Origin of the sequence: Microcoleus sp. T3_A4 (assembly GCF_036700465.1) — a bacterium.
Lineage (GTDB): Bacteria > Cyanobacteriota > Cyanobacteriia > Cyanobacteriales > Microcoleaceae > Microcoleus.
The window spans coordinates 102,661-126,257 of the sequence record NZ_JAUBOY010000017.1 but is presented as its reverse complement, the minus strand read 5'-3'; the positions used below and the strand labels follow the sequence as shown (position 1 = coordinate 126,257).

General features: G+C 45.3%; 20 protein-coding genes and 1 pseudogene. 12 read left to right on the top strand and 9 right to left on the bottom strand.

Annotation, left to right across the window (positions count from 1 at the left end; all coding sequences use genetic code 11):
• Positions 1-91: 91 nt before the first annotated feature.
• Positions 92-325: pseudogene (locus QUA07_RS11880) on the top strand (type II toxin-antitoxin system PemK/MazF family toxin); the annotation flags it as partial.
• Here QUA07_RS11880 and QUA07_RS11875 read toward each other — a convergent pair.
• The 3 genes from QUA07_RS11875 to QUA07_RS11865 form a co-directional block, all read right to left on the bottom strand.
• Positions 322-468: a hypothetical protein gene (locus tag QUA07_RS11875; protein ID WP_333325226.1), complete on the bottom strand. Its 147-nt coding sequence runs from the start codon at positions 466-468 to the stop codon at positions 322-324. The pseudogene QUA07_RS11880 and the gene QUA07_RS11875 overlap by 4 nt on opposite strands.
• Positions 469-533: 65 nt before the next feature.
• On the bottom strand, positions 534-2,234 hold the full coding sequence (locus QUA07_RS11870; RefSeq protein WP_333325224.1) for an AAA family ATPase: 1,701 nt from the start codon (positions 2,232-2,234) through the stop codon (positions 534-536).
• Between the two features lie 102 nt (positions 2,235-2,336).
• Positions 2,337-6,332, bottom strand: a complete 3,996-nt coding sequence (locus QUA07_RS11865; RefSeq protein ID WP_333325222.1) for a magnesium chelatase subunit H — start codon at positions 6,330-6,332, stop codon at positions 2,337-2,339.
• A 535-nt stretch (positions 6,333-6,867) separates the two neighbouring features.
• On the opposite strand from QUA07_RS11865, the gene QUA07_RS11860 reads away from it, so the two are divergent.
• The 5 genes from QUA07_RS11860 (at position 6,868) to QUA07_RS11840 (ending at position 12,075) form a co-directional block, all read left to right on the top strand.
• Positions 6,868-7,851: a calcium-binding protein gene (locus tag QUA07_RS11860; protein WP_333325219.1), complete on the top strand. Its 984-nt coding sequence runs from the start codon at positions 6,868-6,870 to the stop codon at positions 7,849-7,851.
• A gap of 97 nt (positions 7,852-7,948) precedes the next feature.
• The gene (locus tag QUA07_RS11855; protein ID WP_333325216.1) at positions 7,949-8,965 is read left to right on the top strand and encodes a calcium-binding protein; all 1,017 of its coding nucleotides are present in this window, start codon (positions 7,949-7,951) and stop codon (positions 8,963-8,965) included.
• Positions 8,940-9,071 carry a hypothetical protein gene (locus QUA07_RS11850; RefSeq protein WP_333325214.1) on the top strand — a complete coding sequence of 44 codons (132 nt, stop codon included), beginning with the start codon at positions 8,940-8,942 and terminating at the stop codon, positions 9,069-9,071. Before QUA07_RS11855 ends, QUA07_RS11850 begins: the two co-directional genes overlap by 26 nt.
• 143 nt (positions 9,072-9,214) lie before the next feature.
• Positions 9,215-10,285: a calcium-binding protein gene (locus QUA07_RS11845; RefSeq protein WP_333325211.1), complete on the top strand. Its 1,071-nt coding sequence runs from the start codon at positions 9,215-9,217 to the stop codon at positions 10,283-10,285.
• A 212-nt stretch (positions 10,286-10,497) separates the two neighbouring features.
• Entirely contained in the window at positions 10,498-12,075 is a 1,578-nt protein-coding gene (locus tag QUA07_RS11840) for a hypothetical protein (RefSeq protein WP_333325208.1), read from the top strand.
• A gap of 71 nt (positions 12,076-12,146) precedes the next feature.
• Here the strand turns inward: QUA07_RS11840 and QUA07_RS11835 are convergent, their stop codons facing one another.
• A complete protein-coding gene (locus QUA07_RS11835) occupies positions 12,147-12,623 on the bottom strand; it encodes an ankyrin repeat domain-containing protein (RefSeq protein WP_333325207.1) in 477 nt (158 codons plus the stop codon).
• A gap of 36 nt (positions 12,624-12,659) precedes the next feature.
• On the opposite strand from QUA07_RS11835, the gene QUA07_RS11830 reads away from it, so the two are divergent.
• Entirely contained in the window at positions 12,660-13,946 is a 1,287-nt protein-coding gene (locus tag QUA07_RS11830) for a lipid-A-disaccharide synthase (protein WP_333325204.1), read from the top strand.
• 131 nt (positions 13,947-14,077) lie between these two features.
• On the opposite strand, the gene QUA07_RS11825 is transcribed toward QUA07_RS11830, so the two are convergent.
• The 3 genes from QUA07_RS11825 to QUA07_RS11815 are packed head-to-tail and all read right to left on the bottom strand — an operon-like array spanning position 14,078 to position 15,491.
• Positions 14,078-14,248 (bottom strand): YqaE/Pmp3 family membrane protein, encoded by a 171-nt coding sequence (locus tag QUA07_RS11825; RefSeq protein ID WP_333259816.1) that lies wholly within the window; start codon positions 14,246-14,248, stop codon positions 14,078-14,080.
• A gap of 39 nt (positions 14,249-14,287) precedes the next feature.
• Positions 14,288-15,232 carry a fused MFS/spermidine synthase gene (locus tag QUA07_RS11820; RefSeq protein ID WP_333325201.1) on the bottom strand — a complete coding sequence of 315 codons (945 nt, stop codon included), beginning with the start codon at positions 15,230-15,232 and terminating at the stop codon, positions 14,288-14,290.
• Positions 15,222-15,491 (bottom strand): hypothetical protein, encoded by a 270-nt coding sequence (locus QUA07_RS11815; RefSeq protein ID WP_333325199.1) that lies wholly within the window; start codon positions 15,489-15,491, stop codon positions 15,222-15,224. The genes QUA07_RS11820 and QUA07_RS11815 overlap by 11 nt, the downstream gene beginning before the upstream one ends.
• Positions 15,492-15,830: 339 nt before the next feature.
• Between QUA07_RS11815 and QUA07_RS11810 the strand changes: the two genes are divergently transcribed.
• From QUA07_RS11810 to QUA07_RS11795, 4 genes are all read left to right on the top strand, one after another.
• The gene (locus QUA07_RS11810) at positions 15,831-16,187 is read left to right on the top strand and encodes a sensor histidine kinase (protein ID WP_445305884.1); all 357 of its coding nucleotides are present in this window, start codon (positions 15,831-15,833) and stop codon (positions 16,185-16,187) included.
• Positions 16,188-16,266: 79 nt separating this feature from the next.
• Positions 16,267-18,828 carry a primosomal protein N' gene (gene priA, locus QUA07_RS11805; RefSeq protein ID WP_333325196.1) on the top strand — a complete coding sequence of 854 codons (2,562 nt, stop codon included), beginning with the start codon at positions 16,267-16,269 and terminating at the stop codon, positions 18,826-18,828.
• Positions 18,829-18,948: 120 nt separating this feature from the next.
• The gene (locus QUA07_RS11800; protein ID WP_333310847.1) at positions 18,949-19,257 is read left to right on the top strand and encodes a type II toxin-antitoxin system HigB family toxin; all 309 of its coding nucleotides are present in this window, start codon (positions 18,949-18,951) and stop codon (positions 19,255-19,257) included.
• The gene (locus tag QUA07_RS11795; RefSeq protein ID WP_333325193.1) at positions 19,232-19,645 is read left to right on the top strand and encodes a transcriptional regulator; all 414 of its coding nucleotides are present in this window, start codon (positions 19,232-19,234) and stop codon (positions 19,643-19,645) included. Before QUA07_RS11800 ends, QUA07_RS11795 begins: the two co-directional genes overlap by 26 nt.
• Positions 19,646-19,698: 53 nt before the next feature.
• On the opposite strand, the gene QUA07_RS11790 is transcribed toward QUA07_RS11795, so the two are convergent.
• Together QUA07_RS11790 and gltD are read right to left on the bottom strand one after the other, a co-directional pair.
• The gene (locus QUA07_RS11790) at positions 19,699-20,190 is read right to left on the bottom strand and encodes a tetratricopeptide repeat protein (protein ID WP_333325190.1); all 492 of its coding nucleotides are present in this window, start codon (positions 20,188-20,190) and stop codon (positions 19,699-19,701) included.
• Between the two features lie 179 nt (positions 20,191-20,369).
• Complete coding sequence (gene gltD, locus QUA07_RS11785) at positions 20,370-21,854, bottom strand: glutamate synthase small subunit (protein ID WP_333253831.1); 1,485 nt, start codon at positions 21,852-21,854, stop codon at positions 20,370-20,372.
• 521 nt (positions 21,855-22,375) lie between these two features.
• On the opposite strand from gltD, the gene QUA07_RS11780 reads away from it, so the two are divergent.
• Positions 22,376-23,407: a sulfate ABC transporter ATP-binding protein gene (locus tag QUA07_RS11780; RefSeq protein ID WP_333325188.1), complete on the top strand. Its 1,032-nt coding sequence runs from the start codon at positions 22,376-22,378 to the stop codon at positions 23,405-23,407.
• Positions 23,408-23,597: the final 190 nt, after the last annotated feature.

Below are 23,597 nucleotides of genomic sequence, written 5' to 3'. Positions count from 1 at the left end.
TTCTGCCACATCTCTTGATGAGATTATTCGCGCTTATTGTGCAACTTAGTGTCTCATTTTTATTTGAAATAACTATACATATAGCCCTGTAGTTTTGGCTATTCCCTGCACTACTTATCAAACTGGTAAACGAGTTTATCCCACTCAGGTATTAATTAAAGCTCCCGACGGTAGATTAACTAACGATTCTATCGGTATGGCCGATCAAGTACGGGTATTATCTAAATCTCGTTTATTGAGTTTACGAGGAATGCTTAGTGATGAAGCAATACTTCTGCTGAATCAAGCTTTATTAATTGCGTTGGATTTGCCTGGTCAAGTTTAATTGCACTTGAGGAATATCAGGGCGATCGCACTTTGGGAAGATAAGGGCGATCGCTCTTTGAGAAAGAAAATCGGTTTAAGAAATAAAGTGGCGATCGCTCTTTGGCTGAGGGGAAGTAGACGGAAGGCTGAGTCGTCAGGCATCGTTAGACAGAGACTAAATTGCTATAGCAGTGCTTGACAAATGTCATTTACTACACAACACTAATTTATTTATTTAGTTTTTCTTCTAATGCTTGAATTAAAGTATCTATGGAGCTTCTTTTATGCAGATTTAAAGAGTTTTCAGGATTATTATTTACTTGTTCAGCCACTATTGCTTTGACTTGAGATTCCATTTTTATATTCCAGTTCTTACCTTGTGAGAAGAAAGTCTTTTTGATCCTATCTGACCATTTATTATTGTTTTTAAAGTCGGAACAGTTTAATTTAATACCAAATTGTAGTTTTAAAGCCTCTTCATATATTTCCTTATTCAAACAATCTTCTATTTCTGATTCAGTCATTCCATTACAGATAGCAAGCTGATAATCAGCTATTTTAAGAAGATTATTTTTCATAGCTTCCTCAATTGCATCCTTGCCAGCTTTGTCATGATCTAAAAAAGTATGAATAACGCATAAAGATGCTTTAAGTGAAGACAGTTTATAAGATAGATTTGATGCACCATGTAGAGGGTCAATTACTAAAGTACCATTTTTCAAAGAAGCCTTTAAGCATTCTGAGTAACAAGAAAATAAACTTTCTAAAATAATTTTATCATCTTCTCCTTCTACTACTAAAACAATTTGAGCGTGCATCAAGTTATCAGAAGCTCGTACTCCAAGAATCTCACGAATCTCGCTAATTTTTTTGGCGTTGACAGCTTTATTATTAGTAATTAGAATATTGCTAGCAAGATTTATTCTATTAACAAATAAAGGACAATGAGTTGTTAAAATTACTTGATGATTACTGGATAATTCATCTATAACATCTTTTAATCTATGTATGGCACTAGGATGAAGATGTGATTCTGGTTCTTCCAATGCGACAATAGATAGTCGATTTTGAGTATTTTCTCTCCTTAGTAAACTAATAGCTGCTAAACTTTTAATTCCATCACCTTTTCTTTCTAGAGGCGTTGGAGTTCCATCATCAATGATAATTTCACATCTTCTTAATGCTCTGAACCTTACTTCTTGAGAAACAGAAATCTTTACTGATTTAACCTGTGGTATAAATTCCTGTAATGGTTGAGTTATTTTTGCAGATATTTTGTCTAGAATAGGCTTTTGTAATTGATCAATCGCTTCTAGTGCTGCGCGATAGTCTGGTTGAGATTCTAAGGTAGCTAATTCTCGATCAACCATTTGTTGAACAACTTTGATGGCCGCTTCTGAGGTACGTATAGCAGGAATATATGTAAATGTAATTTTTCGCCCTATAAAAGTAGCTATTTTAGAGGCTGTTTTTGGCGCTAAGGCTTTCCATTTATTTTTTTTGTCTTTTTTTTGAAGGGCAAATTCTAAGTTACGATCTTTATCTATAGTAATAGTAAGTGATAAAACACTGAATTCTCTATTTATGGTATTTGACTGAAGATAATCACCTAATTCTTCGCACTCACTCTCTTCTAAGGAAAATTCAAGCGTAAAGCTTGACTTGCCCAATTTATCTTTAGTTTGTAAAGAGATAGGAAAATCTCTTTGCCAATCATAACTTTCTGGATAATCAATTGCTCTCTGTCTATGTGGTATCCTTAAGCGTGATGGATTACTAAGTGCCAATATAGCGCTCGCTAAGGCATTAGCAATGTTCGATTTACCTTCATTATTTTGACCGATTAAAACAGTTAGATTAGAAACAGGCAATTTATAAGCCTTAATAATACTGCGGTAGTTGGTTATAGAAAAATTGATTAACTGCATATTTTTAGTGACTGTATTTTTCAAATGAGTTCAAGGAGAGTTAAGAGTTATGAGCTATTTGGGAGGAAAGGATGGGTAAAATACCCATCCTTTTCAAGTTTTTTACTCTACCCCTTCAATCCGGTCTTCCACCTCCTGATAAAGTTCACGCAAACGATCCAAATTGTTCTCCGAAGTCTCCCAATAACCCCGGCCATTCACCTCAAGCAAAGTGCTGACAATCTTGCGGAAAGAATGAGGATTTAAGTTAAGCAAACGCTTCTGCATCTCCTCATCTTGGATAAACGTAGTGTTGACATCCTCATACACCCAATTATCCACAGCGCCCGCCGTCGCACTCCATCCAGTCGTATTCACCAGACGCTTAGAAATCTCCCGCACACCTTCATAACCGTGCGACAACATCCCCTCGTACCACTTCGGATTCAGCAGCTTAGTCCGCGAATCTAAACGCACGGTTTCTGATAGCGTCCGCACCTGCGCGTTGGCTGTGGTTGTATCAGCAACAAAGGATGCCGGTTTCTTGCCATCTGCGCGCAAACTGCCGATCAATTTAGTCGGATCAGAGTCGAAATAGTGCGACACGTCGGTTAGGGAAATCTCAGCAGAATCCAAGTTTTGGAATGTCACTTCAGCAGTTTTCAAGGAGGATTCAAAAATCTGCCTGTCTTGTTCCATTGTTCCGGGATTGTCGGAAGAAAAGGCGAAGGATTTGCGAGTTAAGTACATTTCCTGCAACTCTGCTTCGCTTTCCCAAGTGCTGTTTTCTACCGCCAAGTTGACGTTAGATGAATAGGAACCAGAAGCATTGGAAAATACGCGGGTGGCTGCTTGTCGCAGGTTGATTCCCATTTCTTCCGCTTGCTTCAGGGCGTGTTTGCGGACGAAGTTCATTTCTAACGGTTCGTCGGCTTCCGCTGCCATTTTCACGGCTTTATCTAACAAATTCATTTGGTTGATGAACAAGTCGCGGAATACGCCGGAACAGTTAATTACTACGTCAATCCGAGGGCGTCCCAACTCTTCTAAAGAAAGCAATTCGAGTTTGTTTACCCGGCCCAATGCGTCGGGAACTGGCTTCACTCCCACCATCCACATTACTTGGGCGAGGGATTCACCGTAAGTCTTGATATTGTCGGTTCCCCACAACACAACGGCGATGGTTTCTGGGTAATTTCCGCCGTTATCAACGCGCTGTCTTTCTAACAGCCGATCGACTACAACCTTAGCAGACTTGATCGCCCCCGTGGTAGGGATTGACTGCGGGTCCAAAGCGTGCATATTCTTGCCAGTCGGCAAAACATCCGGGTTGCGAATCGGATCGCCACCAGGGCCGGGGATAATGTATTCGCCCTCTAGCGCGCGCAATAATGCGCCCAATTCGTTGTCGGCACAAACTTGCTGCAAGCAGAATTCCAGATACTCAAACAGCGGTTTAATCAGTTCTGGATCGACCTTTTTATAACCCGCTGCGTGCAAAGCATCAATCCAGGGTGTTTTCTTGCCCATGTTGAAGAAATTCAACTTAGAAACCAGGGAAACTCTACCCTCAGCATCGGTTTGTTCCTTCACCAAAGCGCTAACAGCATCGCGACAGGCTAAGGTGATGTTTTGTAACAATTCAACATCTGCTAAAATGCCTTTGTCGTTGTTGGTGTAGATCTCGTCAATATTCCGATCGAGACTTTGAGCAATAATCCGCGACAAACTGATTAATCCGTCTTCTTCCCGGTCTAAATTGGCAATGTTAACCAAAGTTGCGATCGCCTCTTCAGCAGTCGGCGGCTTACCGATCACGTGCAAACCGCAAGGTAACAACCGCGACTCAATCTCCATCAACTTGCGGTAAACCAAGCCAACTAAATTATCCCGTTCCTCGGCAGTCATATCCGCAGCAACCCCTCGTTCTTGTTCGGGAGGTAAGGCGATATCCTTATCCAAATTCACCAAACGGCATTTTTCGACGATCGCATCCACAATCGGCACACCCCGCCCAGTCTCTTTCAAAGTTTGATAAGAAGCAATTAACTCGCTGAGTTCCTGCAAACCTTTGTACAACCCAGCATTTTCAGCCGGAGGAGTCAGATAACTGATTGTTTCAGCATAACTGCGGCGCTTAGCAATTGTTGCCTCACTCGGATTATTAGCAGCGTAATAATAGAGGTTAGGAATCTTGCCGATCAAACTGTCAGGATAACAATCGACAGACATTCCCATCTGCTTACCGGGCATGAATTCCAGGGAACCGTGAGTGCCAAAGTGCAGCACCGCATCCGCACCCCAAATGCGCTCCAAATATGTATAGTAAGCAGCAAAACCGTGGTGCGGGCTAGCAGAACGAGAGAATAACAACCGCATCGGATCGCCTTCGTATCCAAAAGTAGGTTGCACTCCGATAAACACATTGCCAAAATGTTTGCCAAAAATCAGCAAATTTTGTCCGTCGCTGTTCAAATGTCCCGGAGGCGGCCCCCAATTTTCTTGCAACCGTTCCGAGTAAGGAGTGAATTCTTCGTATTCAGCTACGGACATCCGGTAAGCAATATTTAATTCGGGACTTTGGTATTGGGCTGTTGCGTCATGGATGACTTCTTGCATCAGTTTTTCGGCGGAATCCGGCAATTCTGGCAAGTCGTAACCGTTACCTTTTAAGGCTTTCAATACTTCGTAAATCGAGCCGAAAACGTCCAAGTAAGCGGCTGTTCCGACGTTGCCTTTATCGGGAGGAAAACTGAAAACTGTGATCGCAACTTTCTTATCTAATTTTGGTTTGCGGCGCAGCATTGCCCATTTCATGGCGCGCTGGGAAATTGCTTCGATTCGATCTTGCAGGGCGATCGCCTTGCCAGTTGCGCCATCACGTCCCGACACAATAATCGGTTCGATCGCACCATCCAACTCAGGAATCGCAACTTGCAACGCAACTTGAATCGGGTGCAAGCCTAAATCGCTATCTTCCCACTCTTCTGTCGTTTGGAAAACCAGCGGCAAAGCCACCATGTAAGGGCAATTTAATTTTTTCAAAGATTCGATCGCCTTCGGGTGATCTTGTTTCGCCGGGCCGCCCACCAAAGCAAAACCAGTCAGAGAAACCACCGCATCAACAATGGGCAGAGGTGTCACACCTTTTGCCCCGACTTCCAAGAAAAAAGTCTCCACAGGTTTCGAGAAGTCCAAACCGCCGGCAAAAATCGGCACAACCCGCGCCCCCATTGCCTCCAATTCCTGCACCATTGCTACATAGTGCGCGTCATCTCCTGTGACTAAGTGAGTGCGTTGCAACACTAAACCAATGCAAGGTGCGAGGGGATCTTTGAGATCGGCAGAAATATCTGTACGGGCATTAAACCAGGTCAGATATGCTTTTACATCTTCAAACATCGACGATGCCAAAGGATGCCAAATTCCCATGTCTGGGTAGACAACCGGTTCTTGGAAAGTTGGCTGTGACTGGCCTTTGAAGACATATTTATGTGACAGCATCAGCAGGAAGTTTTCCAAGTTTTCTTGGGAACCGCCCAGCCAATACTGGAAACTCAGCATGAAGTTGCGCGCATCTTGGGCTTTGTCGATGGGCAAATATTTCAGCACTTTCGGCAAAGTTTGCAGCAGTTTCAGCATTCCGTCTTGGAAGGAACTCCCGGATTTTTCCTTCCGTTTTTTCATGAATTCGCCGATCGCACTTTTGCTTTGTCCCAACTGTGCCATCGAGAAACTGCCCATTTTATTGAGCCGCATTACCCCTGGCATCGACGGGAAGACGACGGCGACATCCAAGCTGTCGCGCAGCGGTTCCACCGCCGCTACCACTTTTTCGGCCAAATCTTCGATGAAAATTAGAGAAGCAATAAATACATTGGCATCCGCCACATCCCGCTTGAAGGCTTCGTAATTTTCCGGGCTGCGAAGTTCCTCGATCAGGTAGCCGCTGATTTCTATTGCCAAATTCGGATTTTTTTGGTTTATCGATCGAACCGCTGCCGACAGGGCGCTTTGATACTGCGGTTCCAGTACGACATAGACCACCTTCATGAGCGATCGCCCCTGCAAGTTTTCCGGCACAACGTGGCGAATGGTGGGCTTGACGTGAGTGAACATCCGGTTAGGCTCCTTTAAGATGCTGTTTTCGCGAATCGGGAATTTTTTTATCCCATAAGCATTTTTACCAGAAAACGCTTGCCATTAGGCTATTTGAGCCTGCACATGACACAATTCGACAAATTTAGGTCAAATTTTCGTTACATTTTTTTATAAATTCCTTGAGCAAATACTCCATATTTTGTTTACAAAAATTTACTTGACATATAGGCTATAATATGTATACGATTAATTAGTAGGATAAAAATAATTAAAAATTAACCAACAATCGACAAAAAAATCCTGAAAAAAGTTCCCAGGTTTGTAGAATTGATCACACTTGCGATAGAGCAATTAACTGAGGGGAAAAAGGTATAATTTGTGAAGGCAGAATGTAGCCTTCGGATAATTGCTGAGTCACAAAAAGTGATATTATTCCAGGAAATTAAAACCATTTCATAATGTCCGTTTGGTGTAAATTCCTGATTAGCGATCGAGTTCATGGAAAGCTAATTGCTATAAACTCTCAAACTCATCCCAACATTAAGGGGGAAACATGGCTAACTACGCAATTTTCGACGAACAATTCTACCTGGCCTCATATCCTTGGATCAAACCAGCGATTGATGCAGGAGTAATCAAATCCGGGAGAGAACACTTTGAAAAATTTGGTCAAGCCGGCGGTCTAACTAAAGTATCGCGTTATTTTGACGAAGCTACTTACCTTGAGAAAAATCCAGATCTCGCAGCCTTTGTCCGCACAGTCAATCCAAACGCACCTTTTGCAACCGGCCTCGATCACTTTATCCAGTTCGGTTACGATGAAGGACAGCGCCGCGCTCAAGTATCCCCTGAGTACAACGAAAATTTTTATTTAGCAAACAACTCAGATGTCGCACCGTTCGTTCAGAACGGAACTTTCAAATCAGGCTTCGACCATTTCACTCAATTCGGAATCAGAGACGGTCGGTTTGGGACTTCATTTTTTGAACCGGAATACTTAAAAGAAAACCCTGATATTGTGCCGTTTGTCAACTCTGGAAACTTGAGAACAGGCCGGGAACACTTCTTCAATTTTGGACAATTTGAGCCTGCCCGCGACGCAACTTTTGTCGGCAGCCGCAGCAACGATGTTTTAACTGGTGTTGGCGTCGGGGATGTCGAACTTGTGGGAGTGGAAGTAGGTCTAGATTCGCAACGCAACCGACAGTATGAAAGCTTTGGCACTAATGAATTCGATGTCTTGATTGGTGCTCCGGGAACCAATACATTCGTACTCGGAGTTCCTGCTACAGCCGGGAATTTTAGCCCGACACCGCTGTATTTGGGTAACGGTCAAGCTACCATCCGCAACTTCGACATCGAAAGCGATTTTATCCAACTGCAAGGAACTTCATTAAACGGCTACAGCCTAACTCCGGTTGGCAACAATTTGTCAATCCAGCGTTTTGGAGATGTGCTGGGCGTGATTGAAGGAGGAGCAAGTTTGAATTTGAGTTTCCAAGAATCTAACGGTAACGGTACTTTCTTGATTGGTTAGTCATTGGTCATTAGTCATTAGTCATCGGTCATTGGTCATTAGTTAATACTGATGATTGATGACTTTTTTTATCGTACTTTACTTTAAACAGCAAACTATGAATTACGATATCTTCGACGAACAATACTACCTTTCGCAATATCCGTGGCTGAAACCAGCCATTGATTCAGGAATCATCAAATCAGGAAGAGAACACTTTGAAAAATTTGGTCAAGCCGCCGGTCTCACAAAAATATCGCGGTATTTTGACGAAGATACTTACCTTGAAGGAAATCCAGACCTTAAACCCTTTGTCCGCACAGTCAATCCAAACGCGCCGTTTGCTACAGGCTTAGATCACTTTATCCAATACGGTTACGAAGAGGGTCGCACTCGCGTATCGCCTGAGTATGACGAAGCGTTTTATGTAGCAACTAACCGAGATTTGCAGCCGTTTATTCAGAATGGAACTTTTAAAAATGGTTACCAGCATTTCATTCAATTCGGGGTAAAAGAAGGTCGTTTTGGAACATCTTTCTTTGAACCGGGATACTTATTCAATGTGTTTGAGGCTATCAGCTCTGGAACCTTAAAAACTGGTCGGGAACATTACTTCAAGTTTGGGCAATTCGAGCCAAGCCGCGAGGCAACTTTTGTCGGAACTTCCGGTAATGACATCCTCACTGGTGTAGGGGTAGGGAAGGTCGAATTAATTGGAGTTGAAGTAGGTGTTACCTATCCCGGCTCCCGAAATTATGAAAGTGACGGCAGCAATGAATTCGATACTCTCACTGGCGGTAGTGGCCGCGATAAATTCGTGCTCGGTGACATTGTTGGCTTCAGGGGAGGAACCCTCTCATCCAGACAGTTCTACATCGGCCCAGGTTTTGCTACAATTCGGAACTTTACTCAAGGTCAGGATATCATCCAGATAGGGATTCCCTTAGATCAATTATTGGTGTTTCCAATCAACAATAATCGAGATTTAGCTATCCCAACGAATGGCTTTCCCGTTGTTGAGAATGGAGTTTTCATAGCCAGTCGCTTTGACACAATCGCTGTTGTTGAAGGTGGCGGCAATCTCAATTTGAATCTATTACCAGGATCTAGTGTTATTAGATCTTTACTTGGGTAGAAATATCCAATCTATTCAGAATTTTCTTTGGGATGCTGTCGGTGCGATCGCACTTTCCTATGCCAACAACTCGCATTCCGCGATCGCACTTTACGTTCTCCAATAAACAACGATGAATTACGACATCTTTAGAGAGCTTAAATGAGATTTGACTGACACTTGGAAAAAATCACCCGATCAGGTAATTGTCTCAGTTTCAGATTATTGATAAATTGCATCAACAGCTCATTAAAGCCGCAATAAAAAAACATGGCTAGTTACGCAATTTTTGACGAACAATACTACATTGCTCAATATCCTTGGGTCAAACCCGCCATTGATGCAGGAGTCATCAAATCTGGAAGAGAACACTTTGAAAAATTCGGTCAAGTCGGTGGCTTAACCAAAGTATCGCGGTATTTTGACGAAGCTACTTACCTCGCTGGCAACCCAGATATCGCTGCCTTAGTCCGCACCCCCAACAACCCAAATGCACCTTTTGCGACTGGCCTAGACCACTTTATCCAATATGGTTACGAAGAAGGTCGCACTCGCGTATCGCCTGAGTATGACGAAGCGTTTTATGTAGCAAATAACCGACAGTTGCAGCCATTTATTCAGAATGGAACTTTTAAAAACGGCTACCAGCATTTCGTTCAATTCGGCATCAAAGACGGTCAGTTTGGGACTTCTTTTTTTGAAAAAGAATACTTAAACAAATACTCCGATGTTCAGTCGTTTGTCGAATCGGGAGCGTTGAAAACTGGTCGGGAGCACTACTTCAATTTCGGCAAAAACGATCCAAGCCGCTCTGCGACTTTTATCGGAAGTTCCGGGAATGACATCATTACCGGTGCTGGGGTGGGGAATACCGAATTAATTGGAGTTGAAGTAGGTTTAGGTACAGGTGGTGCTTTTTCCATCCCCGGCCGAAATTATGAAAGTGAGGGCAGTAATGAATTCGATACTCTCACTGGCGGTAGCGGCCGCGATAAATTCATGCTCGGAGACGTTGTACAAGGTACTGGTGGTAAGGGATACAGTTTCCCAACAAAGTTATATATCGGGCCGGGTTTTGCTACAATTCGGAACTTTACCCAAGGTCAGGATACCATTCAGCTAGCAACAAGCGATATCCAACCTTCTTTAGATAAATTCTTGATATTTCCCATCAACAACAATCGAGATTTAGCTATCCAAACGAACGGCTTGTTCGTTTACTTTCCAGACGGAACTTCGGGAATTAGTAGCTTTGACACGATCGCTGTTATTGAAGGCGGCGGAAATCTAAAGTTGAATCTCTTACCAGAATCTAGAGGTTCTCTACCTCTACTTGGCTAGAAATCTCGAAGCTATTGGGAATTTGGCTGATTGCTGCTGAGAAGTGCGATCGCTCTTTCAAAAAAAGTGCGATCGCACTGTTGTTTTTGCCATAAAAATAATAAAATCGGCTTAACAATAATTAACTTGACATACTTAGTTAGTAGAGTTAGTAATAGTGGGTCAAGTTTAACCGATAAGTAAGCAGACTAAGCTTAAAGGAAAAATAAATTATGACTAATTATGACATTTTTGACGAACCGTACTACCTGGCGCAATATCCTTGGGTGAAACCAGCCATTGATGCAGGAATTATAAAATCTGGGAGAGAACACTTTGAAAAGTTTGGTCAAGCCGGCGGCCTCACCCAAGTATCGCGTTACTTTGACGAAGAAACCTATCTATCTCAAAATCCAGAGATTGCTCCCCTGGTTCGTAGCGCCAACAATCCAAACGCGCCTTTTGCCTCTGGTTTAGACCACTTTATCCAGTTTGGTTACGATGAAGGCCGCACCCAAGTATCACCTGACTACGACGAAGCATTTTATTTAAAACGATACCCCGTACTTGTGCGGTTTGTACAGAACGGCACTTTCAAATCGGGTTTGGAACACTTTATCAAATTCGGCGCCAAAGAAGGTCTTTATGCGAACACCTTTTTTGAACCCGAATACTTGCTGAAAAACCCCGATGTAGCAGCAGCAGTCAAGGCGGGAGTTTTCAAAACAGGTGGGGAACACTACCGAAAATTTGGACAATTTGAGCCAGCGCGATCGGCTACATTTGTCGGGACTAAAGACACTGACATTGTAACGGGATTTGGTGTAGGAAAAGTTGAAATCACTGGCGTTGAAGTATCTTTAGATGCAGCGGGAAATAGAGTTTATGAAAACAGACCCTTTCCTAACGATCGCGATACGCTCATTGGCGGTCAAGGTAGTGATACTTTCGTTCTCGGTGTGAAGGGGAATCTATTCTACAGGTCGTATATCGTCGCCAGTGGCGCAGCTACGATTAAAAACTTTGACCCGCAAGCCGATAAGATCCGCGTAGCGGGAACGCGAGGCTGGTACAACTATCAGTTTAACGCTTCTGGAAATTTTCAGATTGAGGGACTACCAAGCTCTAGGGTTGTCCCAGTGATTGCTGAAGTCGAGGGTGTTGCGAATATGCCGTTTCTAGAAAATCGGGAACCTAATTTCTTGATTTTCGATCGAGTTGCTGTATTGGATAACTTTTGGGAAGCTGGATATTTAGCAAACAATCCCGATGTTGATGCGGCTGTTCAAGCAGGAAGTTTTGCTTCAGGTCTCGATCAGTATACAAAAGTTGGGCAATTTGAAACAAATCGCTCTGCAACTTTTGTGGGGACTTCTGGGAATGATGTTGTGACTGCTTTTGGCAAGGGAAAATCGACAGTTATTGGAGTTGACTTTGAGGGCCGTTATTTGAGCTACGGCAGCAACGAATTTGATACCTTGATTGGCAGCGAAGGTGCTGATACTTTTATTTTGGCTCATAATAACATTATTTCGCGACCGAGCACTGGTAGCTACAGGGACATAACTCAACAATTGTATGAGGGCCCGGGGGAGGCTCGCATTCGTGGCTTCAACCCCAATCAGGGAGATACTCTTCAGCTAGCAGGAAAACTGGATTACTATCAAATATCTCCAGTGGGTGCAGATTTAGTCATCTCACTACGAGGAGATAGAATTGCAATTCTTGAGGGAGGTGCGGACTTAAATTTGAGACAACTGACATTTCCTAACGCTGATTTTGGGAATATCAATCCTTTCTTGCTAGGCTAGAAAGCTATTAATCTCAATGAGAAACCCGAACGAACCAAGCAACCGGGTTTCTCAAAAATTTAGCCCGACAATTAAGCCCGATCGCGCGCTAGCTTCAAAACCTCAACCGTATCTTTGTGACCTTCCGAAGACGCCCAAATTAACGCAGTCCAAGTATTATTATCATACGCTTTGATATCAGCTCCCTTATCGATTAAAAATTCCACAACTTGAGTGCGCCCGCTACCTGCTGCACTCATCAAAGCCGTCAAACCAAAATTAGTTTTAGCATTCACATCCGCCCCCGCCTCCAGCAAAAGCTGTACAATCTCCGTATGTCCGGCAGCAGCGGCACTCATTAACGGCGTCCACCCGTCATTATCCTGACTGTTGGGCCCGGCACCTGCCGCCAGCAATTTTTTGACGATCGCCGAATTGCCAGCTTCAGCCGCAGCCGTCAAAGCAGTCGCACCTTCCTCATCTTTGGCATTGATATCTGCACGCTGTTCGATCGCACTTTCTACAGCCACAACATCACCCGTCTTGACGGCATTAATTAAATCTGTCATAAAATCTCCGTTGCATCCTTTCAAATCTTAAATCCTATGGCAGTAGATATTTTAATCCTCTCCAACGGCCCCGGAGAATTGGCAACTTGGGTGCGTCCCGTCGTGCAAGCTTTGCGCGAGCAATTGGCAAACGCGGGGACTCAAGCCCGCATCTCTGTGGTGCTGTCCCCCTGTCCGCACGCCACCGGGAAAGAAGCACAAATCGCTTGTTCCTACCCAGAAGTGGACAGAGTGCAGGCGCCGGAGCATTTTTTTCCATTCTTATTATCGGGCAAAACTGCTGAAAATTGGGATTGGTATGAAACAGGAGTTGTTTTGTTTTTAGGCGGCGATCAATTTTTTACGGTTGTTATTGGCAAAAGGCTAAAATATCGCACTGTTATTTATGCTGAATGGGACGCGCGGTGGTATCGCTGGATTGATCAATTTGCGGCGATGAAACCAGAAGTTTTTGCTAAAATTCCCCAAAAATATGCTAGTAAATTTACAGTTGTCGGAGATTTGATCGCGGAAGTAGCTCGTTCCCAGGCTCTGCCTGGAAACGCATATCCAGAGGCTCTGCCTCGTACAAAAACAGAATTAATTGGATTGTTGCCCGGTTCTAAAGCGGCAAAATTAGCTTTAGGTGTACCGTTATGTTTGTCGATCGCCCAATCCATCCATCGCCTTCGCCCTGAAACTCGCTTTGTAATTCCCGTTGCTCCTACCATAGATGTGCAAACTCTAGCACGTTTTGCCGACCCGGAACAAAATCCTTGCCTACATTTATTTGAGAACGCTAGCGCCGAACTTCATTTAACAGAACCGCCCTTTTTGCAGACAGTAAATGGCTTACAAATAGAACTTTGGACGCACACGCCCGCCTACGACTTGCTATCAGAATGCAGCCTGTGTTTAACTACTGTGGGAGCCAATACTGCCGAATTGGGTTCGTTAGCTGTACCGATGATTGTTTTGATTCCGACGCAGCAATTGGATGCGATGAAAGCTTGGGACGGATTGCCGGGATTGCTGGCAAATTTGCCGTTAGTCGGTTCAGTTTTTGCTACGGCGATTAATTGGCTAATCTGGCAATTGGGAAAGGGAAAGCTTTATGCTTGGCCGAATATTTGGGCACAGGAGGAGATTGTGCCGGAGTTCATTGGGAAGCTGGAACCGGAAGTAATTGCTCAATTGGCGATCGACTATCTGAGCCATCCTGAAAAATTAGCACAGATGGGCGATCGTTTGCGTGCGGTTCGAGGAGAATCGGGGGCGGCGAAAAAAATTGCTGAATTGGTTTGTCAAGAAATTGAGGTGCAATCAAATTTTGATAAGAATTAGATTTTTTATTTTTAACCGCAGAGGAACGCGGATGAACGCAGATTTAATCCAGATTAATTAGTCAAAACAGGCAAAAGAAAGTTTATTTTCTCTTGCCTGTTTATTATCCCAAAACCGGATTTGCTTTCAACTTAACCGCGGTCGTGCTTAGCAATCACCCAAACAGCGTGAATGATGCCGGGAATAAAGCCCAAAAACGTGAGAACCAGGTTGATCCAAAAATCCGTACCGATGCCGACAGTCAAAAATACGCCCAGAGGGGGAAGAAAAATTGCAGCGACTATGCGAATTAAATTGCTCATCTCAGTTACTCCAAACGAGTTTTCTCTTCCAATTTAACTTCACTGACCAACCGAACCTTTCCCGAAAAACTTAGGCGGTGCTGCCATAGTGTAAACTTCGGTTTCAGCGGCGATTACCTGCCGCAAGTGACCGGGAAGCTGCATCAAACCCAATAGTGTAATTCCGTCGAACATCCGCAACCCGCCAGTTGTTTTCTCGGCGAGTAATTTGTCAGTAACTGTGGGTTCGGGCCGCGTATTTATTTCTTGATTAGAAGCTATGGCGAAACCCCAAGGAGCTCCGTAAGTAGAAATAAAGCTGGTGCAGGATTGAACATTGGAGAAAACAGATTTCAGGGTATTTACGATGCGAGCGTGCATTTTCATTTCTGCCGGAGAAACGGGGCCCGCTTGCACTACGAAATAGCCGTTAGGCGACATTACGCTGCGAACTTTCTCAAAATACTCCTTGGTAAACAACTGGAAAGATGGGCCTTCTTCAATGGGATCGGACAAGTCTGAAATGACAATATCCCAATCATTGTCAGTTTTATCTAAATAGTCCAAAGCATCGCCGATTACTACTTCGCAGCGGGGGTCGTCAAAGGCGTTTTGGTGCATTTCTGGGAGGTGTTCGCGGCAAGCTTCTACTACTTCGCCGTCAATGTCGATCATCACGACTTTTTCAACTGTTTTCCAGCGCAGCACTTCTCTAATTGTAGCTCCTTCTCCGCCGCCGAGAACGAGAACTTTTTTGGGGCTACCGTGACAAATCATGGCTGGGTGTACCAAGGGTTCGTGGTACAGAAACTCGTCGCCTGTACAAGATTGCCACTTACCGTCCAAAACTAAGCCTTTGCCGTAAGTACCGGTCTGAACTACGTACATTTCTTGATAGGCTGTTTTCTTGTAAGCAAGCACCGCGATGACGCCGTGAACGTAAATATCCCAGGGGGTAATGTACTCGCTCATCCAAAAGTCTGCACGAACTTCGCTACCTGACATCAATTACTCTCCAAATATAAACTGCTGTGTCGATGTTGTCACAAGTAGTAGTTCTTAACACAAAATGGTGCGGGTGTGTGAGTACGATCGACACATTAAAGTGAGATTTCGGAGGAATGGTATAGTGTGATTGCGTTCTGGGAACTCGCAAGTGGCTTGGTACTTGAGATTGCTTGTGGGCGATCGCGCGCCAAGTTGATCGCACTTTTCCCATCGCCCCCGGTCGATCGCACTCACATTTAATATTTCCGCTTTGCATTGCCGGCGGGTTTTGTACAAAGGTTGTCTGAATCGGGCAATTTTTCGCGCTGGGCCGACCTTTATAAGTTTGCGATCGGCCTGCTTATTTATCAATAATCCGATAAAAACCCCGCCAATGCGAGAGCATGGAATAAAAGTAGCGATCGGTTTTAACCAGATTTGTTATTAATAAGTTGACATTTTGAATGTATCTTAGATAAAATTTTTCAATCCACCAATACAAATGAAATGTTAATACTTAACTAAAAAAAACGGTAGTTCCGCTATAAAATTCATTAAAAATTATGGTTTTTTGCCCCAGGTAGAGTGTTATGCTGGGCAATTAAATCAGGTGTTTATGAACATAATTAATAATGCTGTTGATGCCCTGCGGGAGCGAGAGCAAAAGTCTTCACTGAACGAGATAGAAGCCAACCCTATCCAGATGATGATTATTACTACTTCTATTATTTGCGAAAATTGGGCAATAATCAGCATCAAAGATAATGGTATCGGGATGAATGAAGCTGTAAAATCGAAAATTTTCGATCCGTTTTTTACCACCAAACCAGTTGGTCACGGGACGGGTTTGGGACTGTCAATTAGCTATCAAATTATTGTGGACAAACACGGCGGGAGGTTGGAGTGTATCTCCGCAATTGGAGAAGGGACTGAATTGGCGATCGAGATTCCGATCGCCAATTCCCGCAGCTAAGATCGATCGATCGAGCTAAACTGAGGGATAATGAAAACTCCCTTTGACCGCGGCTCCTCCTAGTTTGATGTGCAACCCTATGTCTACTGTCACTTTTGGTTTGTCAACCCCTATAGCGGCAGAGGCCGGGGCATCCTACGGCAGCAGCGAACCGCCACAGCGCCCCACCGTGCAAGCAGAGTGGATCGAGGTATTGGTGGACTCTCCTTTCAGGGTTGCGGGGGACTCTCCTGGGGAGGAAAATAAGTTATTTACCTATCGTTTACCTGCGGAACTTACCGTGCAACCAGGGGATATCTTGAGTGTACCCTTTGGCAGTCAACAGGTAGGCGCGATCGCGATTCGGTTCATTTCTCAACTGCCGCCCGACTTAGATCCCACAAGGGTTAAAGAGGTCGAAGATGTTGTCAGTGCTGGTTTTTTCCCACCGACTTACTGGGAATTGCTCGATCGCACTGCGACCTATTATTGTACACCATTAATTCAAGTAATTAGAACCTCGCTGCCGCCCGGTTTGTTAAGCCGTTCTGTGCGCCGAATTCGCTTAATTAAGGAGGCAATTTCTCCGAATGCCGAAACATTTCTCAATCCCGCCGCTAGTCAAATCTTGCAATTGCTGCAAGCTCAAAAAAACGGCGATTACACTTGGCAATACCTCCAGCGCCAAGTGAAGGGAAGTTATCGGGGATTGAAAGATTTATTGAAACGCGGTTGGGTAGAAAGTTATTTAGAACCGCCCAATCCTCCCAAACCACAACTCAAACCGGCAGTGACATTAATTGCTAGTGCATTTGTCACAGATTTAACCAAGCGACAACAAGAAGTATTGGAAGTTTTGCGGCGCGGTGGCGGTGAAATGTGGCTGAATGATTTGTTGAGAATTTGCAGCGCGAGTTCTTCGGTTGTCAAAGCTTTGGAGCAAAAAGGTAGCGTTGTAATTGACCAAAGGGAAGTTCTCAGAGGCGATCGCGGAATTTCTCAATTGCCCGATGCACCCAAAACTTTAACTCATTTTCAAGCTCAAGCCTTAGCGTTTATTAACTCTTTTTCGGGATTCCGTCAAGTGCTGCTGCACGGCGTTACAGGTTCCGGGAAAACTGAAGTGTATTTGCAGGCGATCGCCCCAATCTTAGCCAGCGGCAAATCCGCCCTTGTACTCGTGCCCGAAATAGGCCTTACACCGCAACTTACAGACAGATTCCGCGCCCGTTTTGGCGAGCAAATTTGCGTCTACCACAGCGCCCTATCCGACGGCGAACGTTACGATACATGGCGTCAGATGCTGACTGGAACCCCGCAAATTGTCATTGGCACGCGATCTGCCATTTTCGCACCTTTACCTCACCTCGGCTTAATTATCCTCGATGAAGAACACGACAGCAGCTTCAAACAAGACCAACCAGCCCCCTGCTACCACACCCGCACCGTTGCCAAATGGCGCGCCGAATTAGAAAATTGTCCCTTAATTTTAGGTTCTGCAACGCCAGCATTAGAGACTTGGGTGGGGACGCGCCGAGATTATTACTCGTTACCAAATATCCATTATTTATCATTGCCCGGTCGCATTTATTCCCGTCCGATGCCGCCTGTGGAAATAGTCGATATGCGCCAAGAATTGCGACAAGGGAATCGCTCAATTTTTAGTGCTTCCCTGCAAAATGCCCTGGAACAATTGCAAGCCAGACAACAGCAAGGTATCCTGTTTATTCACAGAAGAGGACACAGTACCTTTGTGTCTTGCCGGAGTTGCGGCTATGTGATGGAATGCCCGAATTGCGATGTTTCGCTTTCTTATCACCACGTCGGCGAAGCAACCGCAGAAATATTGCGCTGTCACTACTGCAACCACACGGAACGACACCCCCAAAACTGCCCCGAATGCCGTTCTCCTTACTTCAAAAACTTTGGTAGTGGCACTCAGCGAGTCGAACAGGAATTAACGAGATTATTTCCAGAATTGCGGGCAATTCGATTTGACAGCGATACAACTAGAAATAAGGGCGATCACCGCAGATTGTTAACGCAATTTGCTAATGGGGAAGCTGATATTTTGTTGGGTACGCAAATGCTGACGAAAGGGTTAGATTTAGCTGGAGTCACATTGGTGGGAGTTGTCTCTGCTGATGGGTTGCTGAACTTATCAGATTATCGGGCAAGCGAACGAGCTTTTCAAACATTAACTCAAGTCGCGGGCCGTGCGGGCAGAGGTGACGATCCGGGGCGGGTAATTATTCAAACTTACACTCCAGAACACCGGGTAATTCAAGCAGTTAGGCGGCACGAATATGCAGATTTTGTGGAAACAGAATTAGCAGAAAGAGCGGCGCTGAATTATCCACCTTCGGGGCGGCTGATTTTGTTGCGGTTGAGCAGTGTAGATGCGGCAGAAGTTGCGGTGACTGCAGTACAATTGGCGTCTGTTTGTCAGGAGTATATTGAGCGATTGTCTGTACCGGGATGTGAGTTGTTGGGGCCTGCACCTGCGGCGATTATGCGAGTGGCAAATCGGTATCGGTGGCAGATTTTGCTGAAGTTGCCTTTGGATGAGTCGGTGGATTTGTCGGATTTGATCGGATTGCGCGATCGCACGCCGCGTTCTGTTAGTTTAACTATTGATGTCGATCCGTTGAATTTTGGTTGATTGGTGGTGTAATCGTAGGGTGTGTCAGCTTCGACAATTGTATCCATAATCTAAAACCTCCAAGCTGACGCACCTTAAAAGCTATGATACTTATCAAGCAAGGAATAAAATAATTATCTAATGCGTGTCATCAGCCGAAAACCACTGAGAGAATTTTGGGAAAAACACCCCAATGCTGAACCAAGTTTATTAATATGGTATCAGCGTACTTCTGAGGCTGAATGGCAAAATTTTGTCGAGGTACGCCAAGTCTTTCCCTCCGCTGACTTAGTAGGTAATTTTACAGTCTTTAATATTGGTGGCAATAATTACCGACTAATCTGTTTTATTGATTATGAATACCAAATAGTATTCGTCCGCAGTGTATTAATTCATTCAGAATACGACAAGGAGAATTGGAAAAATGACGATTGGTTTGAAAACTCCTAGTAGCGATTACATTGAGCTAATCGTAGCTTTTCCCCCGCGCCCGATTAGTTGTGAAGCTGAGTTAATTGCTACCCAAAATCGGATTAATTATATTTTGGATCGCCGAAAACTGACGCAAGATGACCGAGATTACTTAAATGTGCTGGGTATTCTTGTCTATGATTACGAACAAAAACATGAGCCAATGCCTGTGCTGAAAGGGATTAAATTGCTGAAGGCTTTGATGGTGGAAGCTGAGGTTTCAGAAAAAGACTTGGTTGATATTTTTGCTACTGAGTCTCGGGTGGCTGAGGTGTTGAATGGTAACAGAGAACTGACGGTGAGTCAAATTCAGAAATTAGCTGAGTTTTTCCACCTATCGCCTGCGGCATTTCTTGATGAAAATTAATCGGATTCCCACTCTCGCTCGATTCTTTCTAAGTCTTTGGCGGTTCCCAATTGTTAAAATATTTGATGGGCACTATTGTAATGTTGTTGGGCAAGTTCTGGGTTGTTAGGTTTGCGTTCAAGTTGTGCTAAACCGTAGTTAGCCTCGGCAATTTTTGCAGATTCTCCCAGTTCTTGTAATTTCGCTAAAGCTTCTTGTAAAAGCGGTTCTGCTGCATCTAGATTGCCTCTACCGAGTTCATTTTCTCCCAAACAATTGATCGAAGCTGCCATACCAGAGCGATCGCCCACATCTGTCTCAACTTCTAATTCATCCCAATTGCCGCGATTTCCCTCGATATCTCCCCATACTCCCCAACTACTTGCCCTACCAGAGCGATCGCCCAAATCGGTAAAATAGCGGTTTTCAGTCGAGTCAAGGTAGATAAACGGCACTACCGGGTTCTTTATCTTGTCAACAATCGCGTTAAACCCGCAGGGAAGGAAGTCTACAAACCAATGGATAAAATAGCGGTTTTCAGTCCATTCAAGGTAGGGAAACAACACTGCCGTGTCCTCTATCCGTCAAATCAAGATAGGGAAACGGCACTGCCGTGTCCTTTATCTTGTCAACAAGCGCGTTAATTTCACAAGTCAAGGACACATACTTCACAGGCCAAGGACACATCATTTCACAAGTCAAGGACACGGCAGCCGTGTCCCTACGGCATTTCACAGGTCAAGTCTTAAGGCAAATCAGTGCTCCCCATCAGATAAAGGTCGCACTCCCGGGCCACGCCGCGCCCTTCGTTAATCGCCCAAACCACCAAACTTTGTCCCCGGCGACAGTCACCAGCCGCGAAAACTCCCGGAATGCTGGTTGTATATTTTTCGTGCTCGGCTTTCACATTGCTGCGCGCGTCGCGTTCCAATCCCAGCGCATCCAGCAAGGGCTGTTCGGGGCCGAGGAAGCCCATCGCTAGCAAGACAAGCTGTGCCGGCAAAACTTTTTCCGTGCCCGGGATGTGATTCGGAATAAACTGCCCTTTCTCGTTTTTCGCCCACTCCACCTCAACGGTGTGCACGGCTTTGACATTGCCGTTTTCGTCGCCCTCGAACTTGGTCGCCGTGGTGAGATAGCCACGGGGGTCGTCGCCGAATTTGGCTGCTGCTTCTTCTTGGCCGTAGTCGAGGCGGTAGACTTTCGGCCATTCGGGCCAGGGATTGTTGGCGGCGCGTTCTGAAGGAGGTTTGGGCAGGATTTCAAGCTGTACCAGGCTTTTGCAGCCGTGGCGGATGGAGGTGCCCACGCAGTCGGTGCCGGTGTCGCCGCCGCCGATAATCACGATATCTTTGCCTTCGGCGGAGATGAAGTTATCGTTGGTGCTCTTGTCTAAAACTGCTTTGGTGTTCGCAGTCAGGAAGTCCATTGCGAAGTGGATGCCTTTTAATTCCCGGCCGGGGATGCCCAAGTCGCGGGGTTTGGTGGCGCCGGTACAGAGCACAACGGAGTCGTATTCTTTTAGCAGTTGTTCCGCTGGCAAGTCTTTGCCGACTTCGGTGTTGCAGACGAATGTCACGCCTTCGTCTTCGAGGACTTTCAGGCGGCGCATTACGACTTGTTCTTTGTCTAGCTTCATGTTGGGGATGCCATACATTAGCAGGCCGCCTGGTCGATCGGCTCTTTCGTATACTGTTACCCAATGACCGGCTTTGTTGAGTTGCGCGGCGGCGGACAAACCTGCGGGCCCGGAACCGATGACGGCGATTTTTTTGCCGGTGCGTTTGGCGGGTGGTTCGGCGGTAATCCAGCCTTCATCCCAGCCTTTATCGATAATTGCGGCTTCGATGTTTTTAATCGTGACTGGCGGGTTGTTGATGCCGAGCACGCAAGCGCCTTCGCAGGGTGCGGGACAGACTCTGCCGGTGAATTCAGGGAAGTTGTTAGTTTTGTGGAGTCTGTCTAGGGCTTCTTTCCACAGTCCGCGATATACGAGGTCGTTCCATTCGGGGATGAGGTTGTTAATCGGGCAGCCGCTTGCCATGCCGCTGATAATTGTGCCCGTGTGGCAAAACGGAATGCCGCAATCCATGCAGCGCGCGCCTTGGGTGCGGAGTTTGTCCTCTTCCATCGGCAGGTGAAATTCGTCCCAGTTGTGGACTCTCTCGACTGGTGAGAGTTCGGAGGGCAATTCGCGCAAGAATTCGATAAAGCCGGTTGGTTTTCCCATAGTGGTGTTCTGGTTAGAATTTACTATTCTGGTAGTTTGTCAAAGGTGAAGCTGGCGCGCTTCTGAATTAACTATTGTGATCTAAATTGTGTGCGATCGCACCTCTGATTGAGCAATTTGTACATGAAATCTTTAATATCGCCGGGAGTCGGGGAATTGTCGGCAGCGGTAAAATATAGATAGATCGACAGCAAAGAAACCGGGTTTTTTACGGGGATTAAAGGTTTTAAAGGTTATGAGGCAGTATTTTCGTCCATCAAACCCGGTTTCTACGTAATTTCAGCATTGGCTTATTCTCCGACGATCGCATTTACCGATAATCCCACATCTGGAAACCCTCGCGGGTTAACTCGGACGACCCGCCAGCGTCAACTTTCCAGTGCCGTCCCCATCAGCAGAGCTCGAAATACAATACAAAAAGTTACAGGCCTTGCCAAATATTAATTTCAGGATATACTACTGTAAATCGGTCAGATATATGGAGTTAATATCGTCAACTCCTAAAATAGGTACACAAAGTCATGAGCATTACAATTGAGAACGTATCGAAACACTTCGGCTCCTTCCACGCCATTGACAACGTGAGTTTGAAAATAAAAAACGGCTCTCTAGTCGCGCTTTTAGGGCCTTCCGGTTCGGGGAAATCGACTCTGCTGAGGATGATTGCGGGACTCGAACCGCCGGATAGCGGTCAGATTTACCTGATCGGGGAGGATGCTACCCAGCAGTCGGTGCAGGAACGGCATATTGGTTTTGTGTTTCAGCACTATGCTTTGTTCAAACACATGAGTATTCGGAAAAATATTGCTTTTGCGATGGAAATTCGCAAAGTTCCTAAAGACTCTATTCGCAGGCGGGTTGATGAACTTTTGGATTTAGTGCAGTTGACAGGTTTGGGCGATCGCTATCCTTCGCAACTTTCCGGCGGGCAGCGGCAGCGGGTTGCTTTGGCAAGAGCTCTCGCAGTTCAACCGAAAGTGCTGCTGCTAGACGAACCTTTTGGAGCATTAGATGCTAAAGTCCGCAAAGAATTGCGATCGTGGCTGCACAACCTTCACAAAGAAGTTAATATCACCACAGTTTTTGTGACTCACGACCAAGAAGAAGCTATGGAAGTAGCCGATGAAATTGTGGTGATGAACAAAGGTAGAGTCGAACAAGTTGGCACTCCTGCTGAAATTTATGACAAACCGGCATCAGCTTTTGTGATGAGTTTTATTGGGCCGGTCAATGTGCTGTCGAATGCTGCGGGTTTGTTCGCCAGCAACGGCACAACGGCTCACAAGAACGGAGCAGCTCATTCTGAAGTAGTGTTTTTGCGCCCCCACGATGTGGAAATTCAAACTAAGCCGCAGTCTGGTTTTGCATTAGCAAAAGTCAGCCGCATCATTCATTTAGGGCGGGAAATACAAACCGAGTTACTGTTAGAATCGCAGCAGGTAGTAACAGCTTACGTGAGTCGCGAGCGCTTCGATTCTCTACAGTTAACGCGAGATCAGCAGGTTTACGTCAAGCCCAAACACGCGATGACTTTCCCTGTTTATTCAATTTAAATCAGCGGCGGCATCTTACTCAAAATACTATCGGGGAGCTTTTACAAAACACTCCTCTCACATCGTTACCAGGCTCGTGCCTGGTAATGCTGTCTCGTGGCTCTAAATCGGAGACACAGCCTCCTGAAATTCATTCCCAGGCAGAGCCTGGGAACGAGAAAAACGAGAAATCTCAGGCAGAGCCTGGGAC